We start from the raw sequence: 25,829 nt of genomic DNA, 5'->3' as shown, positions 1-25,829 counted from the left end.
GCGCGCTGCGCGGTACACCCTGGAATCTGCCCGCGCCGCCGGTCCGACGGCGTACGGACAGAGCCTGATCGCCGCGAATCGGCGCGCCATCTGGATCGGCGCATCCGACGCGCACCGGACCGATCGCTCGCTGGATGCTCAGTCCCTGCGTAGTTGACATCATGTAAAGTTCGTTCCAACATCGCGCGGCAAGGAGCACGCATGACGCAGACGCTGACGATCATCGGCAACGAAGGCTCGCCGTATTCGCGCAAGCTGCGCGCCGTCCTGCGTTACCGGCGGATCGCGCATGTCTGGGTGGTCAGCAACGGTCCGGAGTACGTCGCGCCGCCGCCGGTGCCGGTGCCCGTCATCCCGGTGCTGGTCTGGCACGACGAGACGGGCGCGATGCGCGAGGCCGCGGTCGACTCCACGCCGCTGATCGCGCGCCTGGAACGCGAGCACACCGGCCGTTCCTTGCTGCCGAGCGATCCGGCGCTGGCCTTCTTGAGCGCACTGGTCGAGGACTACGGCGACGAGTGGTGCACCAAGTTCATGTTCCACTATCGCTGGACCGATCCCGACGGCATCGAATGGGCGCGCCGGCAGCTCATGCGGCAGATCGATCCGAGCGTGCCGACGGCGCAGCTCGAACAGTTCGCGCAGTGGTTCGGCGAACGCCAGATCGCCCGGCGCGCGGTGGTCGGCTGCAGTGAGGCGACGGCGCCGCTCCTCGAAGCCGGCTACCGGCGCCTGCTGGGCGTGCTCGAAACGCTGTTCGCGCAGCGCCGCTTCCTGTTCGGCGATCGCCCGGCGGCCGGCGACTTCGGGCTGTACGGCCAGCTCACCCAGCTCTGCGGCTTCGATCCGACTTCCGCGCGACTCGCCGAGCGCACGGCACCGCGCGTGGTCGCCTGGACCGTGCGCATGGAAGATCTCGGCGGCTGGCGCGTCGACGATGGACAGTGGCTCGATCGCGACACGGCAGTGGACGCGCTCAAGCCGCTCTTGGCCGAGATCGGCGGTACCTACGTGCCGTTCCTGCTCGCCAACGCGGCGGCGCGTGCACGGGGCGCCGAATGGGTCGAATGCGCGGTCGAGGGCGGGCAGTGGCGGCAGCAGCCCTTCGCCTATCAGGTGAAGTGTCTGAATGCGCTGCGCGCACAGCTCGCGGCGCTGGCGCCGGCGGATCGCGACTGGCTGGCATCGGTGCTGGCCGGCAGCGGCTGCGAGGCACTGCTCGCGCCATGAGGCGGATCGCGCTGGCGCTGCTGGCGCTGCCCCTGGTCGCCGGCGCCGACATGATCCGCGTGCCCGGCGGGCAGACCCGCATCGGCGACGACGCCGGCCGCGCCGACGAGAAGCCGTCGTTCCTCGCCACGGTGGCGGCGTTCGAACTGGACCGCGCACCGGTGACGGTGAGCGCGTTCGCGCGTTACGTCGCGGCGCACGGCATCGTCACCGAGGCCGAGCGCGTCGGCAGCGCCGCGGTGATGAGTTTCGGCAGCGGACACTGGCGCTTGGTCGACGGTGCGTACTGGCTGCGGCCGTTGGGGCCCGACGGGCCAAAGGCCGTCGCCGATCATCCGGTCACGCAGGTGAGCTGGAACGATGCGCAGGCCTATTGCGCGGCCCACGGCAAACGCCTGCCGACCGAAATCGAGTTCGAACACGCCGCGCGCCTCGCCGGCCATGGCGGCCGTCATGCCTTCGGCGCGCAGCTGGTCGCGGCCCGACGCTATCGCGCCAACGTCTGGACCGGCGCGTTTCCGGCGATCAACACCGCCGCCGACGGCTACCGCACGACCTCGCCGGTCGGCGCCTTTGGCCGCGACGGTCTGGGCTTCGAGGACCTGGCCGGCAATGTCTGGGAATGGAGCGCGGACTGGTACGCGCCCTACGGCACCGGCACCACCGCGACTGGCAGCGAGAAGGCGATGCGTGGCGGTTCGTTCCTGTGCGATCCCAACGTCTGCTATGGCTTTCGCGTCAGCGCCCGCGCGCACGCGACGCCGGACTCGGCGCTGATGCACGTGGGCTTTCGTTGCGCGCGCGATCTCACCGATTGACCCCAAGCGAGGCAGCTCATGTCCCTGATCACCGGCCGTCGCGTCCTCGTCGCCGCGCTGCTGCTGCTCTACGCCGGCTTCATCGCCTGGTACGACGCCGATCGAGCGGTGCTCAGCGAGGCCGATCTCGCCGCCTACTTCGCGCAGATCCGCGCGCGTGCCGGCAGCAGCGAAGGCGAGGGTCACGGACAGGAACGCCTGTTCGAGGAGCTGCGCCGGCTCGCGGCGAGCGACGACGGCGACGAGTTCTACATGCTCAACCTGATCGACTTTCGCGACGAGGCGCAGTATCCCCCCGGCTCGGCCTACGGCGGCAGCGCGCTTGATGCCGACGCCCGCTACAACCGCGCGATCGTGCCGGTGCTGCTGCGCCATGGCGGACATCCACTGTTCCTCGGCACGCCGATGGGGCGTTTCCTCGACGAGCCCGGCGATCACACGGCCTGGGAGCGCGTCGCGCTGGTGCGCTATCGCAGCCGGCGCGATCTGGTCGAGATGGTCGTTGCGCTCGCTGGCGCCGGCATCGGCGTGCACAAGTGGGCGTCGATCGAAAAGACCCAGGTGTTTCCGGTCAAGCCGGTTTTCGGCCTGTTCTTCGTGCGCGTGCCGGTCGCCCTTTTGCTCGCTGCGCTCGGCGGCTTGCTGCACCTGCTGCTGCGGCGCAGCGCCTGGTATTCCGCAGCGCGCCGATGAAGCGCACGCTGCTGATCGCGCTGCTGGTCAGCGCCGCGCTCGCGGCGGCGCTGTATGTCGCGCGCGTGCACATTCTGCTGCACGTCACCGGCTGGGTCTCGGCGATCAAGCATCCGGTCGGTTCCAACCGCGAGGTGCCGTGGCAGCGCGGGCCCGATGCGCCATCGCGGCCGCCCGGCGCGCGGCCGCCGAACATCATCGTGATCCTGTTCGACGATCTGGGTTACAACGACGTCAGCACCTACGGCGGCGGCATGCCCGAGGTGCCGACGCCGAACATCGACGCGGTGGCCGCCGCCGGCGTGCGCTTTCGCAACGGCTATGCGGCGAACGCCGTGTGTGCGCCGTCACGGGCCTCGCTGCTGACCGGACGCTACCACTCGCGCTTCGGCTTCGAGTACACCCCGACACCCGGCAACATGGCGCGCGTCGCGCCGATGCTCGACACCCAGCGCCGGCGTCGGCTGCCGACCATCGTGCATCCCGAGCGCGCCGCGGACATCGCCGGTTTCGATGAGCTGGGTCTACCGCCCGCCGAGATCACCCTGGCGGAGATGCTCAAGCCGGCCGGCTACCACAACGTGCACATCGGCAAGTGGCATCTGGGCGGCACCGATGCGCTGCGGCCGCTGAATCAGGGCTTCGACGAGAGCTTGTACATGGAGAACGGGCTGTACCTGCCGGTGGACCATCCCGAGGTCGTCAACTCGCGCCAGGACTTCGATCCGATCGACCGCTTCCTGTGGGCGAACATGCGCTATGCGACCAGCTACAACGCCGGCGACTGGTTCGAGCCGCGCGGCTATCTGACCGACTACTACACCGACGAGGCGATCCGCGTCATCGAGGCCAACCGTCACCGGCCGTTCTTCTTGTACCTCGCGCACTGGGCGCCGCACACGCCGCTGCAGGCGGCGAAGGCCGACTACGACGCGCTGGCGCACATTCCCGATCACCGGCGCCGCGTCTACGGCGCGATGCTGCGCGCCGTGGATCGCAGCGTCGGCCGCGTGCGCGCGGCACTCCAGGCGCAGGGCTTGGCCGAGCACACCCTGCTGATCGTCACCAGCGACAACGGCGCGCCGAACTACCTCGGTCTGCCCGATCTGAACCGGCCGTTCCGCGGCTGGAAGCTGACCCTGTTCGAAGGTGGTGTGCGCGTGCCTTTCGTCGCGCAATGGCCGGCGCGGATTCCCGCCGGCATCGACTTCCCGCACCCGGTATCGAGCATCGACATCGTACCGACCGCGGTCGCCGCCGCCGGTGCGCGCCTGCCGGAGGATCGCGTGATCGACGGCCGCGATCTTTTGCCATATCTGCGTGGCGAGATCGAGGCGCCGCCCCACGAGGCGCTGTTCTGGCGCGACGGCAGCTACCAGATGGTGATCGCGCGCGGCTGGAAGCTGCAGGTCGCCAAGCGTCCCGACAAGCACTGGCTGTTTCATCTCGACGTCGATCCGACCGAGCAACACGATCTCGCGGACCGGCGTCCGGACAAGGTCGCCGAGCTGCGTGCGCTGCTCGATGCGCACAATGCGCAGATGGCCGAGCCGATGTGGCCGAGCTTCGTCGAGCTGCCGGTGCTGATCGACAAGACCCTGGCCGAGCCGGAGAGCCCGGACGACGAATACGTCTACTGGCAGAACTGAAGCGCGCCGATCAGGCGAACGCCTGCGCCGCCGCCGGCCGCGCCTTGATGCGCGCGAACCAGGCCGCAAGGTGTGGTGTCTCGTCGGTGATGTCGAAGCCGGCGATGCGGAAGAAGCGGAACGAGCACCACGCGGTGATGTCGGCGATGCAAAACTCGCTGCCGGCGATGTAGTCCTGCGTCGCCAGTTGCCGGTCGAGCCGCGCGGCGCGCTTGCGCGCGACCTCGCGCTGCTTCTCGCCGAATTCCGGCACCTGGTCTTCCAGCGCCTTCATCGCGGGAAAGGTGTGTCGGAAGGCCATCGCCATCGGCAGCATCAGTTCGAACTCCATCATGCGATCCCACATTTCGATGCGTGCGCGTTCGACCGGCGTCGTGCCGCACAGCGGCGGCGTCGGCTGCAGCGCCTCGAAGTAGTGGCAGATCGCGGTGCTCTCGCAGATCACGCGACCGTCGTCGAGCTGCAGCGCCGGCGTGCGGCCGTTGGGTGAGAGCGCGCGGTACTCGGGGGTCTTGTGCTCGCCCTTCATCAGGTTGACCTGCACGCGCTCGATCTCGATGCCCTTTTCGGCGAGGAAGAAGTGGACGCGGGCCGGGCTGATGGCGCCCTGGCTGGTGTAGAGCTTCATGGCGGAGTCCGGTAGAAAAGTGACAGTATGTCAATCATAGGATGAGTCGCGCGGCCCATTCGCGCTCGGATCCGCACCACTCGCCATCACCGCGCGCAGCTTCTGGAACAGTTCGCGGTAGAGCTTGCCCTTGCGCGGCGTCTCGCCGCGCTGGCGGGCGACATGCTCGGCCTGCTCCTTCTCGCGACGGGCGTTGGTGACGAGGCCGCGCAGGGCGCGGGTGTTGCCGGCGGGGAAGGCGGCGATCCACGCCTGCCAGCCGTCGTCGCCGGCGAGGATGCGCTCGCGCCACTGCTCGGCGTCGTGCAGTGACCGGGTTTCGTGGTCGCGCAGGCGCCGGTGCGCCGCCAGCGCCTGCATGAGCGGTGCGGGGTCGTCGCGGCGCAGCAGCTTGCCGATGTACTGCATCTGCCGGCGGCGCGCCTCCCTCGTCGGGAAACGCCGGTAGTCGGCAAAGGCCTCGCGCAGGCGCTCCGACATCGGGAGCGCGTCGAGCTGCGCTTGCGGCAGCGCCAGCAGCGCGGCGCCGAGCGCGATCAGCGCCTCGTCCTCGCGCTTGCGCTGGCTCTTGCTCGGCGCCGATTCGCCGGCGGCGGATTCTTCTGGCGAGGGACGGCGGCGCATGGGCGGATCGGCGGCAACGGGTGGCCATGATACGGCGCGTCCGCGTTCACCGGGCGGCGATCCGATCGAGAAACTCGTTGAACAACCGGATGCCGCGCGTGCGCGTGATCTCGCCGTCGCGGATGAGCTGGCGCATGCCCCAGAACGCCATCACCGCCATCCATGCGTAGGCACGCGCATCCGCGGGGTTGAGGCCGAGCTGCTTGCGCACCAGCGGCGCCCACAGGCCGACGATCACCTGTCGCAGACTGCGGCGGATCTTCTCCAGTTCCGGCGTCGCCGATGCGGTGCCGGCGACGAGCTGCCACAGCGCATCGCCGCGGCCCGGCGGCAGGTCGAGCGTGAACGACTCGGACGCCTTGGCGGCCTCGGTGAGCGCGCTCGGGTGCGCGGCGATCGAGGCCTGGGTCTGCTGCATGGTCCCGTGGAAGATGTGCCAGGCGGTGTCGGCGAGCAGCTTCTCCAGGCTCGGGAAATGCTGGTAGACGAGCTGGCGGCTGGTGCCGCCGCGCTCGGCGAGTGCACTCATCGTCAGCGCGGCCCAGCCTTCGCTCTCGACGATGCCGGAGGCGACGTCGAGCAGCGCCTGCCGGCGTCTGTCGCGGCTCAGGTAGGTACGCTTGGGCGCGCCGCTGCGCTTGCGCGTCGTGGTTTTGCGGGTCGGCATCGTCGGCCAATGTGGACAGTCCGACAAAATCTGCCGGCAGTATGCGGCAAATGCGCGCTGCCGCCCAGAGCCGGCGGATGCCGGAGGATCAGGCGGGGGCGTGGGCGGCGAGGAAGTCGGCGATCTGGCCGATCGACAGGTCGTCGACGTAGCGGCCGTCCTTCATCAGCAGCCTGTCGAAGGACAGCTTGCGCTTGAGGATGTCTTCCTGGATCGCGACGACGAGCTGGATGATGTCGATCGACTCGAAGCCCAGATCGGCGAACAGCCGCGTGTCGCGGTTCATCACGCCGGCAAACTCGTGGTCCCAGTCCTGCGTGAAGTCCGCAAGGAGGGTGACGAGTCGTTCGAGATAGGTGTCGCTGACGGACATTCGGATTCTGCGAAATAGAGCGGTTGCGGCAGGCGGTCGAGATTGAAGCCCTCGCGGGTGCGCTCGACCCGGTAGGTCCGCGGCACGAGCGGCAGGAGTTTACCCGCTTCGCGTGCGTCTTCGAGGTAGGACAGCGTGCCGACGACGTCGGCGAAGTCGACGCGGTGCTTGTGCGGAGCCAGATCGTAGCGCCACCACTGCAGCGCGAGCATGCGTTCGATCAGGCGTTCGGGGATGCGGTAGCGTAGGATGCGCGCCGGCGTGCCGGCGACGATCGCGTAGGGCGGCACGTCGCGGGTCACCACCGCGCGCGCGGCGACGACCGCGCCGACGCCGATGGTGACACCGCGTTTGACGAAGGCACCGGCACCGACATAGGCATCGTGGCCGATCACGGTCTTGGGTGCGATCGCAAACGGCGTCGGCGTGGGACCATCGGGTGCGAGCCGCGCGGCGTCGGCGAGCTCGTAGAAGCGCGGCAGGTATTCGCGCTGGGTGAACGCGAACATGTGCGTGCTGAACCAGTCCATCGGGTGTTCCGGCGGCCCGATGATGCAGGACTCACCGATCTGTCCGTAACGGCCGACTTCGGTCGCGTACATGCTCGACGTCGTGTGACCGTTGAAATAGGTGAAGGCGCCGACCTTGCAGTTCTTGATCCGGCGCGGATCGAGGATGAAGGCCGGGCTCTCGTAGACGAGGCTGCCGGCGATCGACTTGCCTTCGTAGACCTTGAGTCCAAAGCGGACCAGATCCTTGGCCATCAGGCCGACGTGACGAATGTTCTCGGGGTGCATGGGGCGGGTCCTTGCGCTCGCCGCCATGATCGCGGCGCACAGCCGCGCCGTCGTCGGCGGGATCGCCGAGCGGCCCGTCAGCCGATGTCGATGCGCATGCCGGCGAAATACCGCATCGGGCGGCAACGGCGGTCGCGGGCCGACGAACGGTCGCCGCGGCTGCCCAGCGGACTCACTCCATGTAGCCGAGCATCTGGAGTTGCTCGATGATCTGCTTCTGCTCGCCGGCGTCCATTTCCTCATCGAGCTCGCGCCGCTGGGGTGCACGCGTGCGCGCACCCTTTTTCACCGGGTGCGCGGCGAGCCAGTCGGGGTCGAAGAACGATGCCGGTACCTCGCCCTCGAAATCGGCCGGCACCGGCAAACCCAGACTGTGCAGCAGGGTCGGCGCCACGTCGACGATGCGCCGCGTCTCGACCATGCCGTTGGCCGCGATGCCGGGGCCGGCGGCGATGAAGATGCCGTCCGGATGATGCGTGCCGATCGCCTGCGGCCGCTCGACGACGCAGGGCTTGAGGTTCTTGATCGAGACGAAGCCGTGGTCCGACAGCACCAGCGTCAGGTCGCAGGCGCGCGTCATGTGCCGTCCCGGAAAATGCACCTCGCGCTTGAGCACGTCGGTGACGATGGGCGCGCCGGTGCGCGGATGCCTCAGCGATTTCAGATCATGGATCAGCTTGTCGCGGAAGCTCTCGTAGTCCTCGGGCCGGATGCCCGGATCGCCTGGCTTTTCGGCGACGCGGATGTGGATGCCGTTGCTCGACGGCGTGCGGCAGTAGGCCGTGGTCCTGGTCCAGTCGAGATTGGCGAAGTCCGCGGCCTCGCGGCGGATCGCCATGTCACTGCCGTCGCTATGCGCCCAGGCGAGATACCCTTTTTCTTCGAGAAAGGCGTTGATGCGCAGCACGTAGGTCGACGCGGTGAAGCCGTGGTCGGAGGCGAAGAACACCTGCGTATCGGCCCCGGCGAGCGTTACCAGTCTTTCGATGTAGCCATCGAGATTGCGGAAGTACTCGAGGCAGACCTCGCGCATCTGCTTGTCGTGGCCCTGCGGGTTGTCGGGCAGCAGCGCCGGGTCGAGCCACGGCCAGGCCTGGTGCTGGATCTTGTCGGTGCCGTCGAACATCACCGCCATGAACTCGGGGCGGTCCTTGTCGAGGATGAACTCGGCGACCTTGAACCACTGCGCCTCGCGCGGCAGGTGATAGCGCACCCACTTGGCCGTCTCGTCGGCGGACAGCGACTCCATCGCCTGCTTTTCCTTGTCGAAGTCCCAGGCGAGTTCCTTGGGATCGAAGCCCGGAATCTCGGTCTTGATGCGCTCGAACAGCTCGCGTGGATGGGTGTTGCGACGCAGGTGCTTGGCTGGGATGAAGCCGGGCACGATCGAGCCCTTGAAGTTCTCGGCGGCCGGTGCGGTCAGCGGGAAGTTCAGCGCGGCGACCGAGACGTTCTTGCGCGAGCAGATCGACCAGATCGTCTCGCAGTCGATGTCGCGCGCGTCGTACAGCGTCCAGTAGACCTCGCCACCGCGATCCTCGGCACGGATGAAGTCGAACACGCCATGTTCGCCGGGACTGCGCCCGGTCATGATCGAGCACCACGCCGGCGGCGTCAGGGGATTGGGCGTCGAACGCAGCTTGGCGCGCGTGCCGCGCTCGATCAGCGACTTCATGAACGGCATCGTGATGCCGGTGCCCGGCAGCTCGCGCGTCATCTGGTCGAGCACGGTGTAGGTGCAGCCATCGAGGCCGATGAACAGGGTCTTGGTGGCGGTCTTGGTCTTGCTGGGGGTATCGGACATGACGGGATGCAAAGGCAAGTCGACGCGAATGCAGGCGCGCTGGCTCAGGAAACGTGCTGGCGGGCAGGAGCCGCAACGAGGCACAGCGCGCTGATCGCGTCGCGGCCTTCGAACTGCAGGGCCACATCATAAACCCGACCGGCGTGCACGACCTGTGCAGAACCGAAGGCAACGCTGCGCGGATCGAGCTGGCAGGCGCTCACGACCCAGTCCAGCGGCCGGCCTTGAAGGCCCGTGCCGGCGGCCTTGGACGCGGCCTCCTTGGCGCACCACAGTGCGGTGGCGACCAGACCGCGCTCGCCCTCGTCGAGCTTTGCGAACCAATGTTGCTCGGCGTCGCCGAAGGCGCCCTGGATCAACTCGTTGGCGCGGATCGAGCGCAGGCGCTGGTAGTCCAAGCCGACCGCAAGGCCCGGGTCGGCCACGACCGCTGCCGCAAAGCCGTGGCTGTGCGCGATCGACAGCGCCGGCATGGCCGCATGGGGCAGCGCATCGATGCGGATCTCGGGGCGGCCGCGATCGTCGCCGACGATCTCGATGTCGGCGCTGGCGAGTTCGAGCCGATGACGCGTGCGCAGCCAGTCGCGCGCGGCCTCCTTCGCCGCGATGCGTCCGAGCAGCCATTCCTCGCGACGCGGGCCTGCGGCCGGCAGCGCGTACCAGCGCGCGCGTTCGGCACGATTCAGCACCATGTGGGCGAGGCCGCGGCCCCAGATGCCGCCACCCGAGGCGAGCAGATCGTCGTCGAACGGCGCGACACGCCGCGCGTGCAGCCCCGGCGGCAGCAGGCCGTCCATCCACACCTCGCCGAGAAAGTTCCGTGCCGGCTGCAGACGGAAACGGTAGAAGCGCTCCGGCACCTCGAAGGTTCGGTCTTCCCACTGCGTGGCGCGCATGACCACGCGATTCTGCGCATCGCGGGCCTCGACATCGGCGCTCAGGCGATCCGGCGCCGGTACCTGCAGCCGCGCGCGGCTGTAGAGCGGCGTGCCGGCCGGCAGCGGCGGCGCGTGCAGCGTCAGCCGGCCGATGGCGTAGGGGAAGCAGTTGACGAGGCCGCCGTGCTGCTCCTGCAGCCAGTAGTAAAAGGTCTGGCCGAGCACGTCGGCGAGCGCCGCGTCCAGTTGCAGCCGCGGCGCCTGGGTGAAGCCGAACCAGTCTTGCGTCGGCAGCGTCGTCAGTTCCATGTCGATCGCCTGCGCGTTCCAGCGCAGCAGCTTCTTCGCGCCCTGCAGGCGCGGGCCGTGGAACATGCCGCGCGTGTACAGCGCGTCGTCGGCGTTGAAGCGCGGCGGCTTGGCGTCGGCGCCCGGCCAGTCCAGCGGCGGCGGCGCCGGCAGGTAGTCGGCGGCGAGCAGCACCTGCGCCTCGAACACGATCACGCCGCCGCTCGGTGCGGCGTCGCCGAGCAGGAACAGGCGCACGTGCACGCGCGCGGCTTCGTCGTTCTGCGTGGGGATGCGCTCGGCGGCGATGCGCAGGTGGAGCGCACCGTCGTCGAGCGACAGCCAGCGGCTGCCGCGGGCGTGTTCGAGGGCGACCACCTTGAGGTCGGCGCATCCGACCAGCTTGGCCGCCGCCTCGGCGCAGATTTCGAGGCTGAAGGTGAACGGCATCACCGGAATCGCCAGCAGCGAAGGATCGCGCGCGCTCGGCGCGCCGCCGATGCAGTGATCGCGCAGGAAGGCGTCGGTGTCGAGATCGAAGCGGCGTTCCATCACCAGATGCGCGTCGCTTTGCTCGCGCACGGTGCCGAGCAGCGGGTAGGCGGGATCGAGCCCCGGCGCTGGGGCCGTCGGTGTCACCGTCGTTGCCACGCCCGCGACCAGACCGAGCACGCGCGCCTGGCTGTCGAGAAAGTCCTGCATCAGCGCGAAGTGGCTGCGCAGCAGGGCGAGGCGCGCATCCTCGTTCGCCGTTCCCGCTTGCGGGAGAGGGGAGGTCGCCGGCAACGGCCGCTTCCACTGCGCCGGCAACACCACCTGCGGCATGCGCAGGGCTTGCTTGGGCGCACCCGTCTTCGGCACACGCGGCGGCGCGAGCAGATCGAACTCGGCGACATCGCGATGCGCGTACAGCTTGCGCGGATCGAAGACGATGCCGGCGGCGAACAGCGTCGCCAGTGCGGTGTGGAACTGCGTCAGGCTGCCGCGGCGGCGGTTGTCGCTGGCGATGGCGATCACGTCGGACTTGTCGCGCAGCGTGTCGGCGACGAACGAGGTGAGAGTGCCGCCGGGACCGACTTCGAGAAACACGCGGTAGCCGTCGTCGTAGAGTCGCCGCAGCGTCTCGGTGAAGCGCACCGGGTTTTCCCACTGCTGCGCGGCCAGTTCGCGGATGGCCGCGGCGTCGTCCGGAAACGGCGCGCAACTGCGCGCGCTGTACAGCGGCACGCGGCCGGGACCGAAGTCGAGCGCGCGGAAGTAGTCGCGGAAGGCGTCGGCCATCGGTTTGAACAGCGGCGTGTGGTAAGCGCGACCGAAGGCCAGCGCCTGGCAGATCGCGCCCTGTGCCGAGAGCTGCTCACGCAGCCGCTCGGCCGCCTCGGGCGTACCGAACAGCACGAGCTGGTTCGGGCAGTTGTCCATCGCCAGTTGCAGGCCGTGATCGCCGGCGAGCAGCTCGGCGCGCATCGCCTCGTCGAGTCCGCCCACGGACAGCAGCGTGCCGTGGACGATGCGTCCTTCGGCGTCGAGGCGCCGGTACAGACCATGGACCGCCTGCACCGCCTCGGCGAGCTCGTCGGTCGAGGCGTAGCGGCGCACGCCCGAGGCGGTCAGCGCGGTGTTCTCGCCGGTGGAGTGACCGAGCATCGCGTCGAAGTGCAGGGCGAGGTCGTCGTAGAGCCGCTGCAGTGCGAGGCTCGCCGCGAACACGCTTTCGGCGCCGACATCCATCGTCTGCAGCGCGGCTTCGAGTTCGGCGCGCTGCGCGGCGTCGTAGCCGGTCGGCGCGGGATACACCAGCGCCGCGCGCGAGCGGCTGCCGCGGCGGCGCGCGGCGTCCTCGATGAAGTCGAAGCCCGCGCGCACCTGCGGAAAGCGCAGCGCGAGCTCGCGCAGCATGTCGGGGTATTGCGAACCCTCGCCCGGGAACAGCAGGCACAGCTTGCCGGGTGCCTGCCCATGACCGTAGTACACGCCGTTGCGGGTCTTGAACGGCGCCGCGTCCGCGCTGGCGAGCTTGTCGAGCGCGCTGCCGAGCTTCTTGCGCAGATCGGCGGCACCGTCGCAGACGATGGCGAGCCGGTGCGCGCCGCGCGTGTGCGCGCTCGCGGCGCGCGCGACTTCGGCCGGCGTCAACGGCAAGGCAGCATCGAGCTGCGCCAGCGCAGCCTGCGCGAGTTCGACGAGGCGGTCGCGGCTGTCCGCGGCGAGCAGGAACACTTCGCCGGATTCCGGCGTGTTGAGTACGCCGACCTGCGTCTTCGCCAGTGCCGGCACGTACTCTTCGAGCACGACGTGCGCGTTGATGCCGCCGAAGCCGAAGGCATTGACGCCGGCGCGCCGCGGGGTCTCGCCACCGTGTACCCACGGCCGCGTCTGGTTGTTGATGTACAGCGGCGTGCGTTCCAGATTTAGCGCCGGGTCAGGCTCGTCGCAGAGCATCGGCGGCAGCACCTTGTGGTGCAGCGCCAGCGCGGTCTTGATCAGCGACGCGGTGCCGGTTGCCGGCAGGCAGTGGCCGATCATCGACTTGACCGCCGAGATCGCGATCTTAGGACCTCTGCCGCGCGCGCCGAACACCTCGGTCAGCGCTTCGATCTCGGTCTTGTCGCCGACGACGGTGCCGGTGCCGTGCGCCTCGATCAGATCGACGGTCAGCGGGTCGATGCCGGAGCTTTCGTAAGCGCGGCGCAGCGCCAGCACCTCGCCTTCCAGACGCGGCGCGAGCAGGCCCTTGGCCTTGCCGTCGGAGGCCGTGCCGATGCCCTTGATCACCGCGTAGATGCGATCGCCGGCGGCCTCGGCATCGGCGAGGCGCTTGAGCACCAGCATGCCGCTGCCCTCGCCGAGCAGGGTGCCGTCCGCGCCTTTCTGGAACGGGCGCAGGCGATCGCGCGACAAGGCCTGGATCTGGCAGAACTGGATGAAGAGCTGCGGCGGCGTCTGCGCCTGGGTGCCGCCGCACAGCATCAGGTCGCAGCGGCCGCTGGTGAGTTCCTGCACCGCCTGATCGAGCGCGATCAGCGCCGAGGCACAGGCGGCATCGACGATGTAGCTCGGCCCCATGAAATCGAGGCGGTTGGCGATCAGGCCGGCGATGACGTTGGGCGTGAGCACACCGACGAAGTCACCGCCGTAGGGCGGCAACTGCTTCTTCAGATCGGTCTGCAGCGCGCGGATCTCGGCCTCGGTGAAGTCCGGCCGCAACTGCCGGATCACGTCCATCATTTGATCCATGAAGAAGCCGCGCGCGAGCATGCTGGCCAGCCCGCGGTTGCCGTAGGTGCCGCGCGCGATGACGACGCCGGCGCGCGAACCGTCGATGCCCTTGCCCTGGGCGTAACCGGCGTCGGCGAGCGCATCGCGCGCGAGCTTGAGCGCGAGCAGGTGATCCGGATCGGCGCCGGCGGCGACGCTCGGCATCAGCCCAACTTCGAGCGGATCGACGTGGGCGAGTTCGTGCAGGAAGCCGCCGCGCGTGGTGTAGATGCGGTCGTCGGCATTCGTGCCCGGCTCGAAGTACGGGCCGACCCAGTCGGCCGGTGCCTCGCTGATCGCGTCGACCTTGGCGCAGATGTTCTGCCAGAACGCACGCGCGTCCTTGGCGCCGGGGTAGACCCCGGCGAGACCGATGATGGCGATGTCGAGCGGCCGCGCCACGGGTCAGCCGCGCTGGCCGAGACCCGGCCGCACGTAGTCGGGCGAGCTGGGTGCGAGCCGGCTGAGCGCGGCGTTCATCGTGTGCACGAAGTCGTCGACCGCGTAGCGCAGTACGCCCTGGGCGTCGGTGAACTCGGCGTCGACGCGCAGCCGCTCGTCCGACAGCGCGACCAAGTGCTGCACCAGCGCGACGCGGCCCGTGGGCGCATCGCCATAGCGACGCACGCGACCCACGCGCAGCGGCAGCACGCCGTGGCCGCGCTGGCGGTGGGCCCAGACGAAGGCGAGCTGGGTCAGTGCGTCGAGCAGCGCCGGATCGAACAGCCACGGCGCATCGCAGGCGGTGACGAAGCGCGCGGCGTTGCTGGCGCGCACACGACCGGCAGCGCCGTTGGCGGCGAGCGCGTCGATACGTTCGATCACGCGCAGACGCTCGCCGCGGCACAGCACGCGCGCATAGGCGTCGGCGGCGTCCATCGGATCGCGTTCGGCGAGCGCCGCGAGCTGCGGCGCTGCGGCGGCGGGCGGCGTCTGCCGCAGCACCACGTTGGCGCGAAAGTAAGGATCCTCGCCACGGCGCGCGCCGCCGAGCTGCACGGTGATGACCTGGCCGTCGGCCTGCGCGTGCGTGGCCGCCTTCGCGCGCAGCACGATGTCGCTGCCATGCTCGGGGTCGATGTGCAGCGGCGCGCGCATCTGCAGGTCCTGCACCTCGGCCACGCACCAGCCGGGCCAGTTCTGCGCGACGAACTGCGCCATCGTTTCCAGCGCGACGCCGAGCGGCACCACCGGCTGGCCGTCGATCAGGTGATCGCGTAGCCAGGGGTCCTCGGCGAGGGTCAGGTGCAGGTCGAGCGCAACCGCGCCGCCGACGCCGATGCGCGCCGGCTTGCGCACGAAGGCGTGGCGCGGCGCCGCCGTCTGCGCGGTGGCGGCGGGTGGCTGCATCTGCCCCCACGGTCCGCGGCCGGCGACGAGCTCGACCTCGTGGCGCGGCCCGCTCGCCAGCTCGTCGAGGAAGAAGCGGCAGCCGGCGGCGATGCCGATCGGCTCCATGCCGCGTTCGCGCAACTGTGCCTGGATCGCGGCGTTGGCCATGCCGGCCTCCCAGGGGCCCCAGTTCACCGCGATCACGCGGGTCTGGGTCCAGCGGCGTTGCAGCTCCCAGGCGAGGCGGTTCAATGCCTCGTTGGCGGCGGCATAGTCGGCCTGGCCGCGATTGCCGTAGCGGCCGGCGACCGAGGTGAAGAAGGCAATCAGCTTGAGCGATTCGGGCCGCAGCCTGCGCGCGAGCACGAAGGCCGGATCGAGCTTGGTGGCGAGCACGCGCTCGAAGGAATCGGCGCGCTTGTCCTTGATCAGCTTGTCCTCGATCACGCCGGCGGCGTGCAGCACGGCGTCGATGCGGCCGTGCCGCGCGTACAGCTCGTCGATCAGCGCGCCGAAGGCATCGGCGTCGCGTGCGTCGACGGCGCGATAGTCGACCGTGGCGCCGGTCGCGCGCAGGCGCGCGAGGTTCGCGCGCAGCTCGCGCTCGACGAGGATGCGGCTGACATCGGCCTCGATCTCGACCGGGCGCGGACGCTCGCCGCGCGCGAGGCGCTCGGCCAGCAGTGCCTTGCGCAAGGCGTCGGCATCGGCATGACGGGCCGTGGACTCGGCTTCCGCCGCGGGCTCGGGCGTACGGCCGAGCAGCACCAGGTGCATGCCCGGCCGCGCCATCGTCGCGATGATCTGCGCGGTGATGCCGCGCGCGCCGCCGCTGGCCAACACCACCCAATCGGATCGGGGGCTGAGACCGGCCGCGAACGGCGTGGCCGTCAGAGGCTGCGCCAACGTCGCCGCGCCGTAGCGTTCGCGGCCGATGTAGCCGGCCTCGGTCTCGGCGTCGTCGGCGAACAGCTCGGCGGCGAGCAGCTCGACGACCTCGTCGTCGGTATGACCGTCGAAGTCGACCGCGCGCGCGCGGCAGTCCGGCTGTTCGATGCGCAGGCAGTTGAGCAGACCGCAGGCACCGCCGGCGAGCGGGCCGCCGTCGCCGATCGCATCGCGACCGAAGGTGCCGCCGAGGCGGCTGGCGGCGAGCACGCGCGCGCCCGCCAGCTCGTCATGGCAGTGCTGCAGCGCGTGGAACAGGCTCAACAGGTCGCGGCGATAGAGCGCGCGCCAGGCGTCGATGTCGTCGGCCGCTGCGGCGCCGAGGCCGTGCAGGTGTAGCAGCGCACGCACCGGGCCGTGCCGCGCGCGCGCGGCGTCGATCGCGTTGCGCAGGGCATCCGCATCCGTGGCATCGATGCCGACCGGCGTTAGGCCGCGTGCGCGCAGCGTGCGGGCGAGGCCGTCGCGGATCGCATCGTCGGCGCCGAGCAGCAGGGCGAGGCCGCTGAGGTCCACGGGGTTTCCCGCCAGCGGGGCGGCGCGCGACTTGACCACGTAGCGGGGCAGGGGGACAGCGTCGCCGCGGTCGCCAGAGACGGAGAGTGAGTCGTGAGACGTGAGGCGTGAGTCGTGAGACGTGGTCTGTGCCGGAGCCGGCGCTGCGGCAGCTTCGAGCGTCGCCAGTTCGGCCAGCACGGCCTTGAGCGTGCGCGCCTTAGTGTAGCGCGCCATGTGCGACTTGATGCCGGCGGCGATGGCTTCCGGCAGCGCCTTCTGCAAGGCGCCGATGATTTCGACGCGCTTGATCGAGTCGATGCCGAGGTCCGCTTCCAGATCGGCGTCGAGATCGAGCATCTCGGTGGGATAGCCGGTGCGCTCGGCGACCAGGGTCAGCAGCGTGGATTTGAAGTCGACGCTGCCGTGAGAGGTGAGTTGTGAGACGTGAGACGTGGCGTCCGCTTGCGCAGGCGCTGCGGCAGCTTCGAGCGTCGCCAGTTCGGCCAGCACGGCCTTGAGCGTGCGCGCCTTGGTGTAGCGCGCCATGTGCGACTTGATGCCGGCGGCGATGGCTTCCGGCAGCGCCTTCTGCAAGGCGCCGATGATTTCGACGCGCTTGATCGAGTCGATGCCGAGGTCCGCTTCCAGATCGGCGTCGAGATCGAGCATCTCGGTCGGATAGCCGGTGCGCTCGGCCACCAGGGTCAGCAGCGTGGACTTGAAGTCCACGGCATCGGAAGAGCTGAGACGTGAGTCGTGAGACGTGAGCGGTGAGACGTGAGACGTGGCCTGCGCCGGTCGTGTCGGTCCACCGTGCTGCTGCGGCTCGACGCGCTGGTGTTCGGATGGCGCCGGCACAGCGGCGCCTGGCGGCTGCGCCGGCGCGGCGGGCAGCGTCGGCATGACCGGGTTTGCGGCGGGCACTGGCGCGGCACCACCGAGGAACTGCTGCAGCACGCGCTCCTGCAGTGCGAGGAACTGGCGCATGGTCTGCTGGTAGGCGAGCAGGGCTTCGTTCGACAGCCCGTTCGACGTGCCGGCGGTGGGGCTCGGCGCCGCCGCCGGTGCCGCTGGCGGCGGGATTTGAGTTTCGAGTTTCGCCCGCGCCGCGTCGCGCGCAGCCTTGGTCAGCGCCGGCAGCTTGCCGGTGCGGCGCTCGCTTTCGTCCGGGCCGCGCGCGCAGCCGCCGGACAGCCACCAGATGTGTCTGGCGTAGGTCGGTTGCGCGGCGTGCTGCGCCAGCGCCGCCGGTTCGATCAGCGGCAGGCCGCGGCCGGCGTGCAGCGCGGCGGCGTCGAAGCGCACGCCGGCGACGAACAGCTCGGCAAGGCCCAATTGCAGACTCTTCATGCCCTGCATGCCGCTATCGAGCGATACTGCGCGCGCGTCGTCGCGGCCGGCGAGAATCTGGCGCACCAGCGCGGCGCAGATGCCGCGCGGTCCGAGTTCGAGGAACACGCGCACGCCGGCCGCGTACATCGCCTCGATCTGGGCGACGAACTCCACCGGCTGCAGCAGATGCGCATCGAGCTGCTGTTGCACCGCCTGCGGCTCGCGCGGGTACGGCTGGCCGTCGCGGTTGGCGAACACCGCGAGCGCGGGCGCGCAAAAGCGCGTCGCGTGAATCGCCCGCGACAGCGGCGGCTGCGCCGGTGCCATCAGCGCCGTGTGGAAGGCGCCCGACACCGGCAACGGCACCGTGCGCACACCGGCCTCGCCGAGTCGCGTCACGGCCCGCTCGATCTGGGCCTTGGGCCCGGAGATCACGCTCTGTTCGGGGGCGTTGTGATTGGCGATGACCACGCCGTCGAGATTCGCAATCAGCGCCTCGATCTTTGCGCGCGGCGCCTGCACCGCGGCCATGCCGCCGGCTTCGGTCTGCCGCGCGGCCTCGGCCATGGCCGCACCGCGGATCGCCGACAGGCGCAGGAAGTCGATCGGGTCGATCGCGCCCGAGGCCATCAGCGCGCTGTACTCGCCGTAGCTGTGGCCGCCGGTGGCGACCGCCGACAGCCCCAGGCGCTGCGCGAGGCCGAGATAGCCCAGCGACAGCGCACCGATCGCCGGTTGCGCGTAGCGGGTATCGGTGATCGCGGCGTTCTGCTGATTCTCGGTCTCGGCATCGAAGGCGGCCGGCGGCCAGATGCGCGCGCTCAGGCGCTCGGGCAGCACCTCGCGCAGACTCGCCTCGGCGAGTTCGACGGCGCTGCGCAGTTCGTCGACGTGCAGCGCGGTCTCGCGGCACATGTCGACGTACTGCGCGCCCTGGCCCGGGAACAGAAAACCGACGGCGGGGCTGTCGGCCGGTGTTTCGCGGTTCAGGCGGATGTGCGGCGGCAGCGCTTTGGCGTCGCCCTGCAGATGCGCGAGCACGCGCGCGATGTCTTGCTTGAGCGCATCGAGATCGGCGGCGACGATGGCGAGTGCGACCGGCCGGCCGCGCTTGAGATCGGCCTGGCGCGCGAGCGCCAGCGCGAGCACGCCGGGCTGCAGCGGGCTGCCGGCGGGAATGGCGTCGCGGACGCGTTCCAGTTCGTGCTGGAGCTGGGCCGTGTCGGTGGCGCGCCACAGGAACAGTTCGCAGGGCCAGCGCGCGCCGCCGGCGCTGCCGCCGGCGCCGGCGTATTCTTCCAGCACCGCGTGGAAGTTGGTGCCGCCGAATCCGAAGGCCGAGACTGCGGCGCGCCGTGGGTGCGCCCCCGGCGTCAGCCACGCGCGCGCGTGCTTGAGCAGGTAGATCGGCGCCTGCGGGTCGGCGAGCACGTCGATCGGTTTTTCGACCCCGTAGTGGCCGGGCAGCGTGCGGTGGTATAGCGCCAGCGCGACCTTGATCAGGCCGGCGGCGCCGGCCGCGGCCTTGGTGTGGCCGAGAATGGTCTTGACCGAGCCGATCGCCGCGGTCTTCGGCGCCGCGCCGCCGTCGGTGAGCGCGCGCGCCACCGTCTGCGCCTCGGTGCGATCGCCGACCGGCGTGCCGGTACCGTGCGCTTCGATCAGGTCCAGCGTCGCCGGCGAGAAGCCGGCCTTGGCATAGGCGCGTTCGAGTGCGCGCACCTGGCCTTCGGTGCGCGGCGCGGTCAGGCCCAGGGCCCTGCCGTCGCTGGAGCCGGCGGCGGCCTTGATCACCGCATAGATGCGGTCGCCGTCGCGCTCGGCATCGGCCAGGCGTTTGAGCGCGACCATGGCCACGCCCTCGGAGATGGCGATGCCGTCCGCGGCCTGGTCGAAGGTGCGCGGCCTGCCGCTCGGCGAGAGCGCCTGGGTCTTGGCGAAGGCCATGAACGCAAACGCCGACTGCGTGGTGTCGAAGCCGCCGGCCAGCACCAGGTCGCTGCGCCCGGTTTCGAGTTCGTACACGGCGAGGCTGATCGCCGCCAGCGATGACCCGCAGGCGGCATCCACGGTGTAGTTCACGCCGCCGAAGTCGAGGCGATTGGCGATGCGACCGGCGGCGACGTTGAGCAGGGTGCCGGCGAAGGACTCCTCGGTCCATTCCGGCAGACGCTCCCAGACTTCGGGCGAAAGGTTTTCGACGAAGCGCGGCAGCTCGGCGCGCATCGCGTACTGCTGGCCCAGATCGCCGGCGCCGCCGCCGGCGCCGAGAATCACCGAGGCGCGTTCGCGATCGAAGCCGCCATCGGCGTAGCCGGCGTCGGCGAGGGTGCGTACCGCGGTTTCGAGCGTCAGCAACTGCAGCGGGTCGATCGCCTTCATCGACTTGGGCGGAATGCCGAACTTGAGCGGATCGAACGGCACCTCGTCGAGAAAGCCGCCCCACTTCGAGTAGACCTTGTCGCGCGCCTTGGGGTCCGGGTCGTAGAACAGCGCCGGATCCCAGCGCTCGCGCGGCGCCTCGCGCAGGACCGAGCGCTGCTTGAGGATCAGCTCCCAGTAGTCGTCTGGCGAGTTCGCGCCGGGCAGGGTCACGCCGATGCCGACGATGGCGACGTCGGACGGCCGGGCCTCGGCCGCGCGCGCCTGCGCCGCGCCGGCCTGGGCCTCGAGGCGCTGCGCGGCACCGTCGCAGACCTCCGCGTGCAGCTCGGCCAGCGTCTGCACGCGATCGCGCAGCGTCGCCACCTGACCGATCATGTACATGCCGTCGCTGCGCTGACGGTCCTCGGGCACGACGACGATCTTGCCGTCGGCGCCGCGGTCCAGTCCCTTGGCGGCGATGCGCAGGCGGCCCAGGTTGAGGTCTTCGAGGGCGTCGCGGATGTCCTCGACGCTGCGCTGCTCGCGCAGCAGGCGGCGGCGCTCATCGAAGAACGTGCGCGCGAACGGCGTGTCGACGCAGCGCGAGGCGTGGCCGGGTCCGGATTCGAGATTGACCGTGCGCGTGCAGCGCAGCGCCTCGTCCTGGAAGGTCTGCACGATGGCGCCGCTCGCCACGATCTCACGCGTGAACAGATACGCCGTTCCCATCAGCGCGCCGAGCTTCATGCCGCGCTCGGCCAGCGGTGCGACCATCGCCGCGAGCATCGCGCCGGACAGGGCGTCGTGCACGCCGCCGGCGAACAGCACGTGGATGTTCTTCTCCTCGCCGGCCGGTACCGCGGTCAGCAAGAGCTCGATCATCTGCTCCCACAGCGGGAAGCTCGCGATCGGGCCGACGTGACCGCCGCACTCGCGGCCCTCGAACACGAAGCGCCGCACGCCTTGCTCCAGATACAGCTTGAGCAAGGCCGGCGTCGGCGCGTGGATGTAGGTGGGGATGCCGCGCGACTCGAATGCCGCGGCCTGGTCCGGGCGGCCGCCGGCGATCAGCGCGTAACGCGGCCGCTCGGGCGGTGCAAAGGCCCAGATCGCGGCGCACTGCTCCTCGAACAGTGCTTGGGGCACGAAGCCGAGCATGCCCACGCCCCAGGGCGCATCGCCGAGGCGCGCGCGCGTCTGTTCGAGCAGCTCGCGCACCTGCGCGCCGCGCATCAGCGCGAGCGCAAGAAACGGCAGCGCGCCGGCCTTGGCCACTTCGGCGGCGAAGGCCGGCGAGTCGGACACGCGCGTCATCGGCCCCTGCACCAGCGGATAACGGGTGCCGTGCGAGACTGCCAGCGCCGAACCGGCGCCGAGCGGGTTTTGCGCGGCGGCGCGCATCGGCTGCTGCTGCGCGCAGCGGCGCACCGCCTGCACGAGACGGCCGGCCGAGCCCAAGTGCGTGCGATAGATCGCCGACAGGCCGATCGCCTGACCCAGCGGCAGCAGCGCGTCCTCGCTCCAGCCCAGGCGCGCCTGAAGCTTCTGCGTCCACAGGTTCACGTCGAGCTCGCCGGCTTCGGCGCGGCGCGTTTCGGCCTCGCTCTGCTTGAGCAGCGCGTTCGCCGGTTTGGCGTAGACGCGGCAGGCGCGATCGAACAGCTCGCCGAGCGGCCGGCATGCGCCACCGTCGAGGCGCGCCAGTTCGTTCTGCAGCGCCGCCGGCAGCGGCGATTCGTCGAGCAGCAGCAGCGCGTCGTCGAGCACGACGCCGGCGGCGCCGGCGGCGCGACAGGCGGCGGCGGCGCGCAGTCCGATGCCGCCGGCCGCGTATAGCGGCTTGGCAACGCGACCGGCGAGCTTCTGCAGCAGCACGAAGCTGCTGTCCCCGCCGACCCAGCCGCCGGCCTCCATGCCGCGCGCGACCAGCGCATCGACATGCGCCTCGAGTAGCGCGGCGTCGTCGGCCTTGCCCACTTCGGCGAGCCACACATGCTGCGGGCCGGGGCCCAGGCGCGTGCGCAGCGCGCGCTGCGCGGCGGCATCGCCGGCGATCATCAGATGCAGGCGGCGCGCGCCGGCGAGGGTCAACAGATCGGCGGCGAGCGCCGCGTGTTCCGCGTCGATGCGCAGACCGATCGCGCCGGTCGAGGCGTGCAGCAGCCGATCGAAGTTGCGGCGCGCAGCGCCGGCATCGCGGACCGCGGTCAGGTCGAGCAGGCCGCAGCCGCCGCTGCGGCTGACCGCGACGGCCAGACCCGGGTGGGCGAGGTCTGCCGGACACAGCCCGAACACGTCGAATGTCTTCACGTCAGCACTCCCTGCCTCGCGCCGGTTCTTCCCGGATCCGGCGGCGATCCGATTCGCATCCTTGGACTCAACGTTTCTTGCCTTCGATGAACGGGACTTCCAGGACCTTGTCATGCACGATCGGGCCGTGGCCGAAGTAGCCGCCCTCGCCGAAGCACTCGCCGTGATCGGCGGTGATGATGAAGTGCGTGTGCGCCGGCGCCTTGCTGATCAGGGCGTCGAGCACGCCGTCGACGTATTCGACACACTGGATTTGTTGTGCGTGCAGCGCCTTCATCTGCTCGTCGTCGAAGAAGCGGCCTTCGGTCTCGCGGCCGAGTTCGTCGTCCATGCGCTTGAACACGCCGTGCACGCCGGAGATGTGCGGCAGGCTGCCGGGTTCGAGCATGTACGGGTAGTGGGTCTCGCCCAGGTTCAGGAAGAAGAACTGCGACTCGTCGTCGTAGAACTCGATCTCGTCGACCATGCCGGCGAAATCGTTGTGATTGGTCATCAGCTTGTAGTCGTCGAAATGCCGGTTCAGGTGCGAGCTTGGGTTCAGCACCGGCATCGACACGCGCGCCACGGTGCGATAGCCGTGGTCCTGCAGTACCTTGGGTAGCGACAGTTGCGGCACGAAGCTCTTGAACGCGAGGCCCTCGATGCCGAGGCGGTCGACCCATTTGACGAAGTCCTTCTTGTAGACCTCGGAGGCGAACACGCCCTTGGGACTGTCGTGGGGGATCATCCCCATCAAATAGGTGTAGTGCGAGGGCGAGGTCCAGGAGGCGTAGGCATAACGGCGCTCGCCGGCGCCGATGCGGTCCATGTTGGGACGTTTTGCGCGCAGATAGCTGTCGAAACGGCAGCTATCCAGGACGATGTAGACGAGGTCGTGGCTCATGTCATGCGCTGGCGGGATGGGTCGGGGCGCGGACACTGCGCGCGCGGCGCGCCTCGGCCACCGGCGGCACAGACCGGTTCTCGGCGGCACTGGGCGCGGCGATTCACGCTGAAGATTTCCCCCGCGAAAAAGCGACGAGCCGCTATTGTGGCGGCCGCTCGCCGGCGCCGCTGTCGGAAAATGGCGCATGTTGACCCCGATACCCGCGGCCGGGCGTGGGATTTCAGCCCGCGCAGGGGACCTCGAGCAGATGCAGATCTTCGAGCCGTAGCGCGCTCAGCGCGCCGCCCCAGACGCAGCCGGTGTCCAGTCCCCAGACGTTTGCCTGCGGCCAGTGGATCCGTCCGAGCGTCGACCAGTGGCCGAAAACGATGCGCGTGCCCGCGCTGCGCCGCTCGGGCACCTCGAACCACGGCATCAGATCGCCCGCCTGGGCGCCGGGTGAGCCTTTTTCCGCGAACTCGAAGTCGCCCTGCGCGCTGCAGTAGCGCGCGCGTGTGAGCACATTGACGATGCAGCGCAGGCGATCGTCGCCGGTCAGATCGTCTCGCCAGCGCGCTGGCGCATCACCGTACATGCGCGGCAGAAACGCGCGCCGTCGCTCGCGGTCGGCGAACACCGCCTGCGCCTCGCCGGCCAGGGCCAAGGTCTGGGCCACCGTCCACTGCGGCGCCACGCCGGCGTGGACGATCAGGGTGTCGGTGGCGGCGTGGTGCAGCGCCAGCGGCCGCGTCGAGAGCCACTCGAGCAGCGTCTCGGCGTCGTCGGCCGCGACCACCGTGTCGAGACCGTCGCGCGCCCGGCCGAAGCCCTGGGCCAGTGCCAGCAAATGCAGGTCGTGATTGCCGAGCACCGCGGTGGCCGCCGTGCCCAGACCATGGACGAAGCGCAGCGTGCCGAGCGAATCCGGTCCGCGCGCGACCAGGTCGCCGGCGCAGATCAGGCGGTCGGCCGCCGGGTCGAAACGGCAGCGCTCGAGCAGGCGCAACAGCGCGTCGCGGCAGCCCTGAATGTCGCCGATGACGTAGGTGGACATGAAACCAGACTAGCAGCCGACGCGCGGTGAGGATGAGCGGCGCCGATTCAGCCCGGAGTGGTCGCGATACAGAGCCGATGAACGGTAGAAAACCATCGCCTCGCCAGCTTTGACGCTCTTTGGAACGGCTTTCATAGTATGCCCACGGCCCGCGCACGGCCGGTACGAAAGCACAGGAGCACGCCATGTTGAAGGTCTACACGGAATATCTGAAAACCTTTTTCAAGGACGAAGAAGGGGCGAGCGCGGTCGAGTACGGCCTGATCGTGGGCCTGATCGCAGTGGCGCTCATTGTCGTGCTGCTCGCCGTCGGCGGTGGGTTGACGGACGTGTTCAATGCGGTCGTCACCGCGGTTGGGGCCGCCACTGCGAGCGCCACGCCGTAAGGCTATCGATCGCCCGTCGTGACGGGGCTGTTCGTGGCATGGGCAGTCGCCATCTCGGTCTGGGATCTGCGCACAAGGCGGATCCCGAACTGGAGCCTGGTGGTGGCTGCCCTGGCCGGCGCCGGCCTGTTGCTGCATCAGGGGCAGGGCATCGCCGGCGTCGGCTGGCTCGGTAGTCTGGCCGGGGCGGCGATCGGCGTGCTGATCTGGCTGCCGGGGTATCTGGTCAAGAAACTCGGCGCCGGAGACGTGAAGCTCGCCGGCTGCATTGGCTTTCTGCTCGGCGGGCTGGCCGCGGTCGAGGCGATGTGGATCGCGGCGGTGGCACTCGGCGCGATGGCGGCGATCGCGAGCCTGTCGTTCGGCCCGTCCCACCGGTTGCCTGCGGCGGCGGCCTTGTCGGCAGGCTTCGTCGTGCGTCTGTGGGTGGGCCCGTTGTGGACGGCATAACGCTCGCCGCAGGGGTCTGTTAAAGGGGTGACGTGATGACTGCAGGACGCGCAGTGGCACGAAGGTGGGGTACGCACTGGCGACAGTCCGGCGCCGCCGTCGTCGAGTTCGCCTTCGTCTTTCCGATCCTGTTCCTCTTGGTCTACGGCGTCATCGTTTACGCCTACATCTACGTTCTCAAGCAATCCATCGTCTATGCTGCGCAGGAGGCTGCCGAGGCCGCCGTTGCGGTCGATCCGGCGATCGATGATGCGTTCACGAGGCAGCAGGCGGTGGTGCGCGCCACAGCCGTCTCGGCGCTGTCTTGGCTACCGGTATCGCAGCGTGCGCGCGTCGTCGGCACGGCCGGCGAGCGCGTCGAGGTGAGCTTGTGCCCCGCAGGCACGCCCGATTGCCCCGTCGACGGCGACGCGCTGCGCGTGACGCTGCGCTTCGATCTGGCCAATCCGAGCAGCCTGTTCCCGGTGCTGAACCTCTATATTGTCGGCACTGTGCCACCGCTGCCGGATACGCTGACCGCGACCGCGGTCGTGCGTATCTAGGTGTGCGGATGCGCCGTGTCCTGGGGAGTTGGAGAATGAGA

Annotated in this window: 17 protein-coding genes; 7 read left to right on the top strand and 10 right to left on the bottom strand. The window is 69.8% G+C overall.

Annotated features, from left to right (window positions below):
• The first annotated feature begins 201 nt into the window (after positions 1–201).
• Genes ABSH63_RS01695 through ABSH63_RS01680 form a run of 4 tightly spaced genes read left to right on the top strand, consistent with a single transcriptional unit; the run spans position 202 to position 4,390 of the window.
• A complete protein-coding gene (locus tag ABSH63_RS01695; protein WP_352886841.1) occupies positions 202–1,230 on the top strand; it encodes a glutathione S-transferase N-terminal domain-containing protein in 1,029 nt (342 codons plus the stop codon).
• Positions 1,227–2,048, top strand: coding sequence for a formylglycine-generating enzyme family protein (locus ABSH63_RS01690; protein WP_352886839.1), 822 nt, complete (start codon positions 1,227–1,229; stop codon positions 2,046–2,048). Before ABSH63_RS01695 ends, ABSH63_RS01690 begins: the two co-directional genes overlap by 4 nt.
• Before the next feature lie 18 nt (positions 2,049–2,066).
• Complete coding sequence (locus ABSH63_RS01685) at positions 2,067–2,741, top strand: hypothetical protein (RefSeq protein WP_352886837.1); 675 nt, start codon at positions 2,067–2,069, stop codon at positions 2,739–2,741.
• Positions 2,738–4,390 carry a sulfatase-like hydrolase/transferase gene (locus ABSH63_RS01680; RefSeq protein WP_352886834.1) on the top strand — a complete coding sequence of 551 codons (1,653 nt, stop codon included), beginning with the start codon at positions 2,738–2,740 and terminating at the stop codon, positions 4,388–4,390. The genes ABSH63_RS01685 and ABSH63_RS01680 overlap by 4 nt, the downstream gene beginning before the upstream one ends.
• A gap of 10 nt (positions 4,391–4,400) precedes the next feature.
• Here the strand turns inward: ABSH63_RS01680 and ABSH63_RS01675 are convergent, their stop codons facing one another.
• From ABSH63_RS01675 to ABSH63_RS01630, 10 genes are all read right to left on the bottom strand, one after another.
• Positions 4,401–5,018, bottom strand: a complete 618-nt coding sequence (locus ABSH63_RS01675; RefSeq protein ID WP_352886832.1) for a glutathione S-transferase family protein — start codon at positions 5,016–5,018, stop codon at positions 4,401–4,403.
• Positions 5,019–5,048: 30 nt separating this feature from the next.
• A complete protein-coding gene (gene yjgA, locus ABSH63_RS01670) occupies positions 5,049–5,642 on the bottom strand; it encodes a ribosome biogenesis factor YjgA (protein WP_352886829.1) in 594 nt (197 codons plus the stop codon).
• Between the two features lie 46 nt (positions 5,643–5,688).
• Entirely contained in the window at positions 5,689–6,309 is a 621-nt protein-coding gene (locus ABSH63_RS01665; RefSeq protein WP_352886827.1) for a TetR/AcrR family transcriptional regulator, read from the bottom strand.
• A gap of 88 nt (positions 6,310–6,397) precedes the next feature.
• The gene (locus ABSH63_RS01660) at positions 6,398–6,595 is read right to left on the bottom strand and encodes a phosphopantetheine-binding protein (protein ID WP_352886825.1); all 198 of its coding nucleotides are present in this window, start codon (positions 6,593–6,595) and stop codon (positions 6,398–6,400) included.
• Complete coding sequence (locus ABSH63_RS01655; protein WP_352886823.1) at positions 6,595–7,479, bottom strand: CatB-related O-acetyltransferase; 885 nt, start codon at positions 7,477–7,479, stop codon at positions 6,595–6,597. The genes ABSH63_RS01660 and ABSH63_RS01655 overlap by 1 nt, the downstream gene beginning before the upstream one ends.
• Before the next feature lie 172 nt (positions 7,480–7,651).
• Entirely contained in the window at positions 7,652–9,283 is a 1,632-nt protein-coding gene (locus ABSH63_RS01650) for an alkaline phosphatase family protein (protein ID WP_352886821.1), read from the bottom strand.
• Positions 9,284–9,327: 44 nt separating this feature from the next.
• Complete coding sequence (locus ABSH63_RS01645) at positions 9,328–14,109, bottom strand: beta-ketoacyl synthase N-terminal-like domain-containing protein (protein ID WP_352886819.1); 4,782 nt, start codon at positions 14,107–14,109, stop codon at positions 9,328–9,330.
• Between the two features lie 3 nt (positions 14,110–14,112).
• Positions 14,113–22,491, bottom strand: coding sequence for an SDR family NAD(P)-dependent oxidoreductase (locus tag ABSH63_RS01640; protein WP_352886816.1), 8,379 nt, complete (start codon positions 22,489–22,491; stop codon positions 14,113–14,115).
• 67 nt (positions 22,492–22,558) lie between these two features.
• Positions 22,559–23,374, bottom strand: a complete 816-nt coding sequence (locus ABSH63_RS01635; protein ID WP_352886813.1) for a sulfatase-like hydrolase/transferase — start codon at positions 23,372–23,374, stop codon at positions 22,559–22,561.
• Positions 23,375–23,597: 223 nt separating this feature from the next.
• Positions 23,598–24,410, bottom strand: coding sequence for a symmetrical bis(5'-nucleosyl)-tetraphosphatase (locus tag ABSH63_RS01630; RefSeq protein ID WP_352886811.1), 813 nt, complete (start codon positions 24,408–24,410; stop codon positions 23,598–23,600).
• A gap of 185 nt (positions 24,411–24,595) precedes the next feature.
• Between ABSH63_RS01630 and ABSH63_RS01625 the strand changes: the two genes are divergently transcribed.
• Genes ABSH63_RS01625 through ABSH63_RS01615 form a run of 3 tightly spaced genes read left to right on the top strand, consistent with a single transcriptional unit; the run spans position 24,596 to position 25,788 of the window.
• Positions 24,596–24,796: a Flp family type IVb pilin gene (locus ABSH63_RS01625; protein WP_352886809.1), complete on the top strand. Its 201-nt coding sequence runs from the start codon at positions 24,596–24,598 to the stop codon at positions 24,794–24,796.
• An 18-nt stretch (positions 24,797–24,814) separates the two neighbouring features.
• Entirely contained in the window at positions 24,815–25,246 is a 432-nt protein-coding gene (locus tag ABSH63_RS01620; RefSeq protein ID WP_352886806.1) for a prepilin peptidase, read from the top strand.
• Between the two features lie 35 nt (positions 25,247–25,281).
• A complete protein-coding gene (locus ABSH63_RS01615; protein WP_352886804.1) occupies positions 25,282–25,788 on the top strand; it encodes a TadE/TadG family type IV pilus assembly protein in 507 nt (168 codons plus the stop codon).
• Positions 25,789–25,829 lie beyond the last annotated feature (41 nt).

Origin of the sequence: Sinimarinibacterium thermocellulolyticum (assembly GCF_040327995.1) — a bacterium.
GTDB lineage: Bacteria > Pseudomonadota > Gammaproteobacteria > Nevskiales > Nevskiaceae > Solimonas > Solimonas thermocellulolyticum.
Note: the sequence above shows the minus strand (reverse complement) of the source record. Positions and strands in the feature narration are given on the sequence as shown.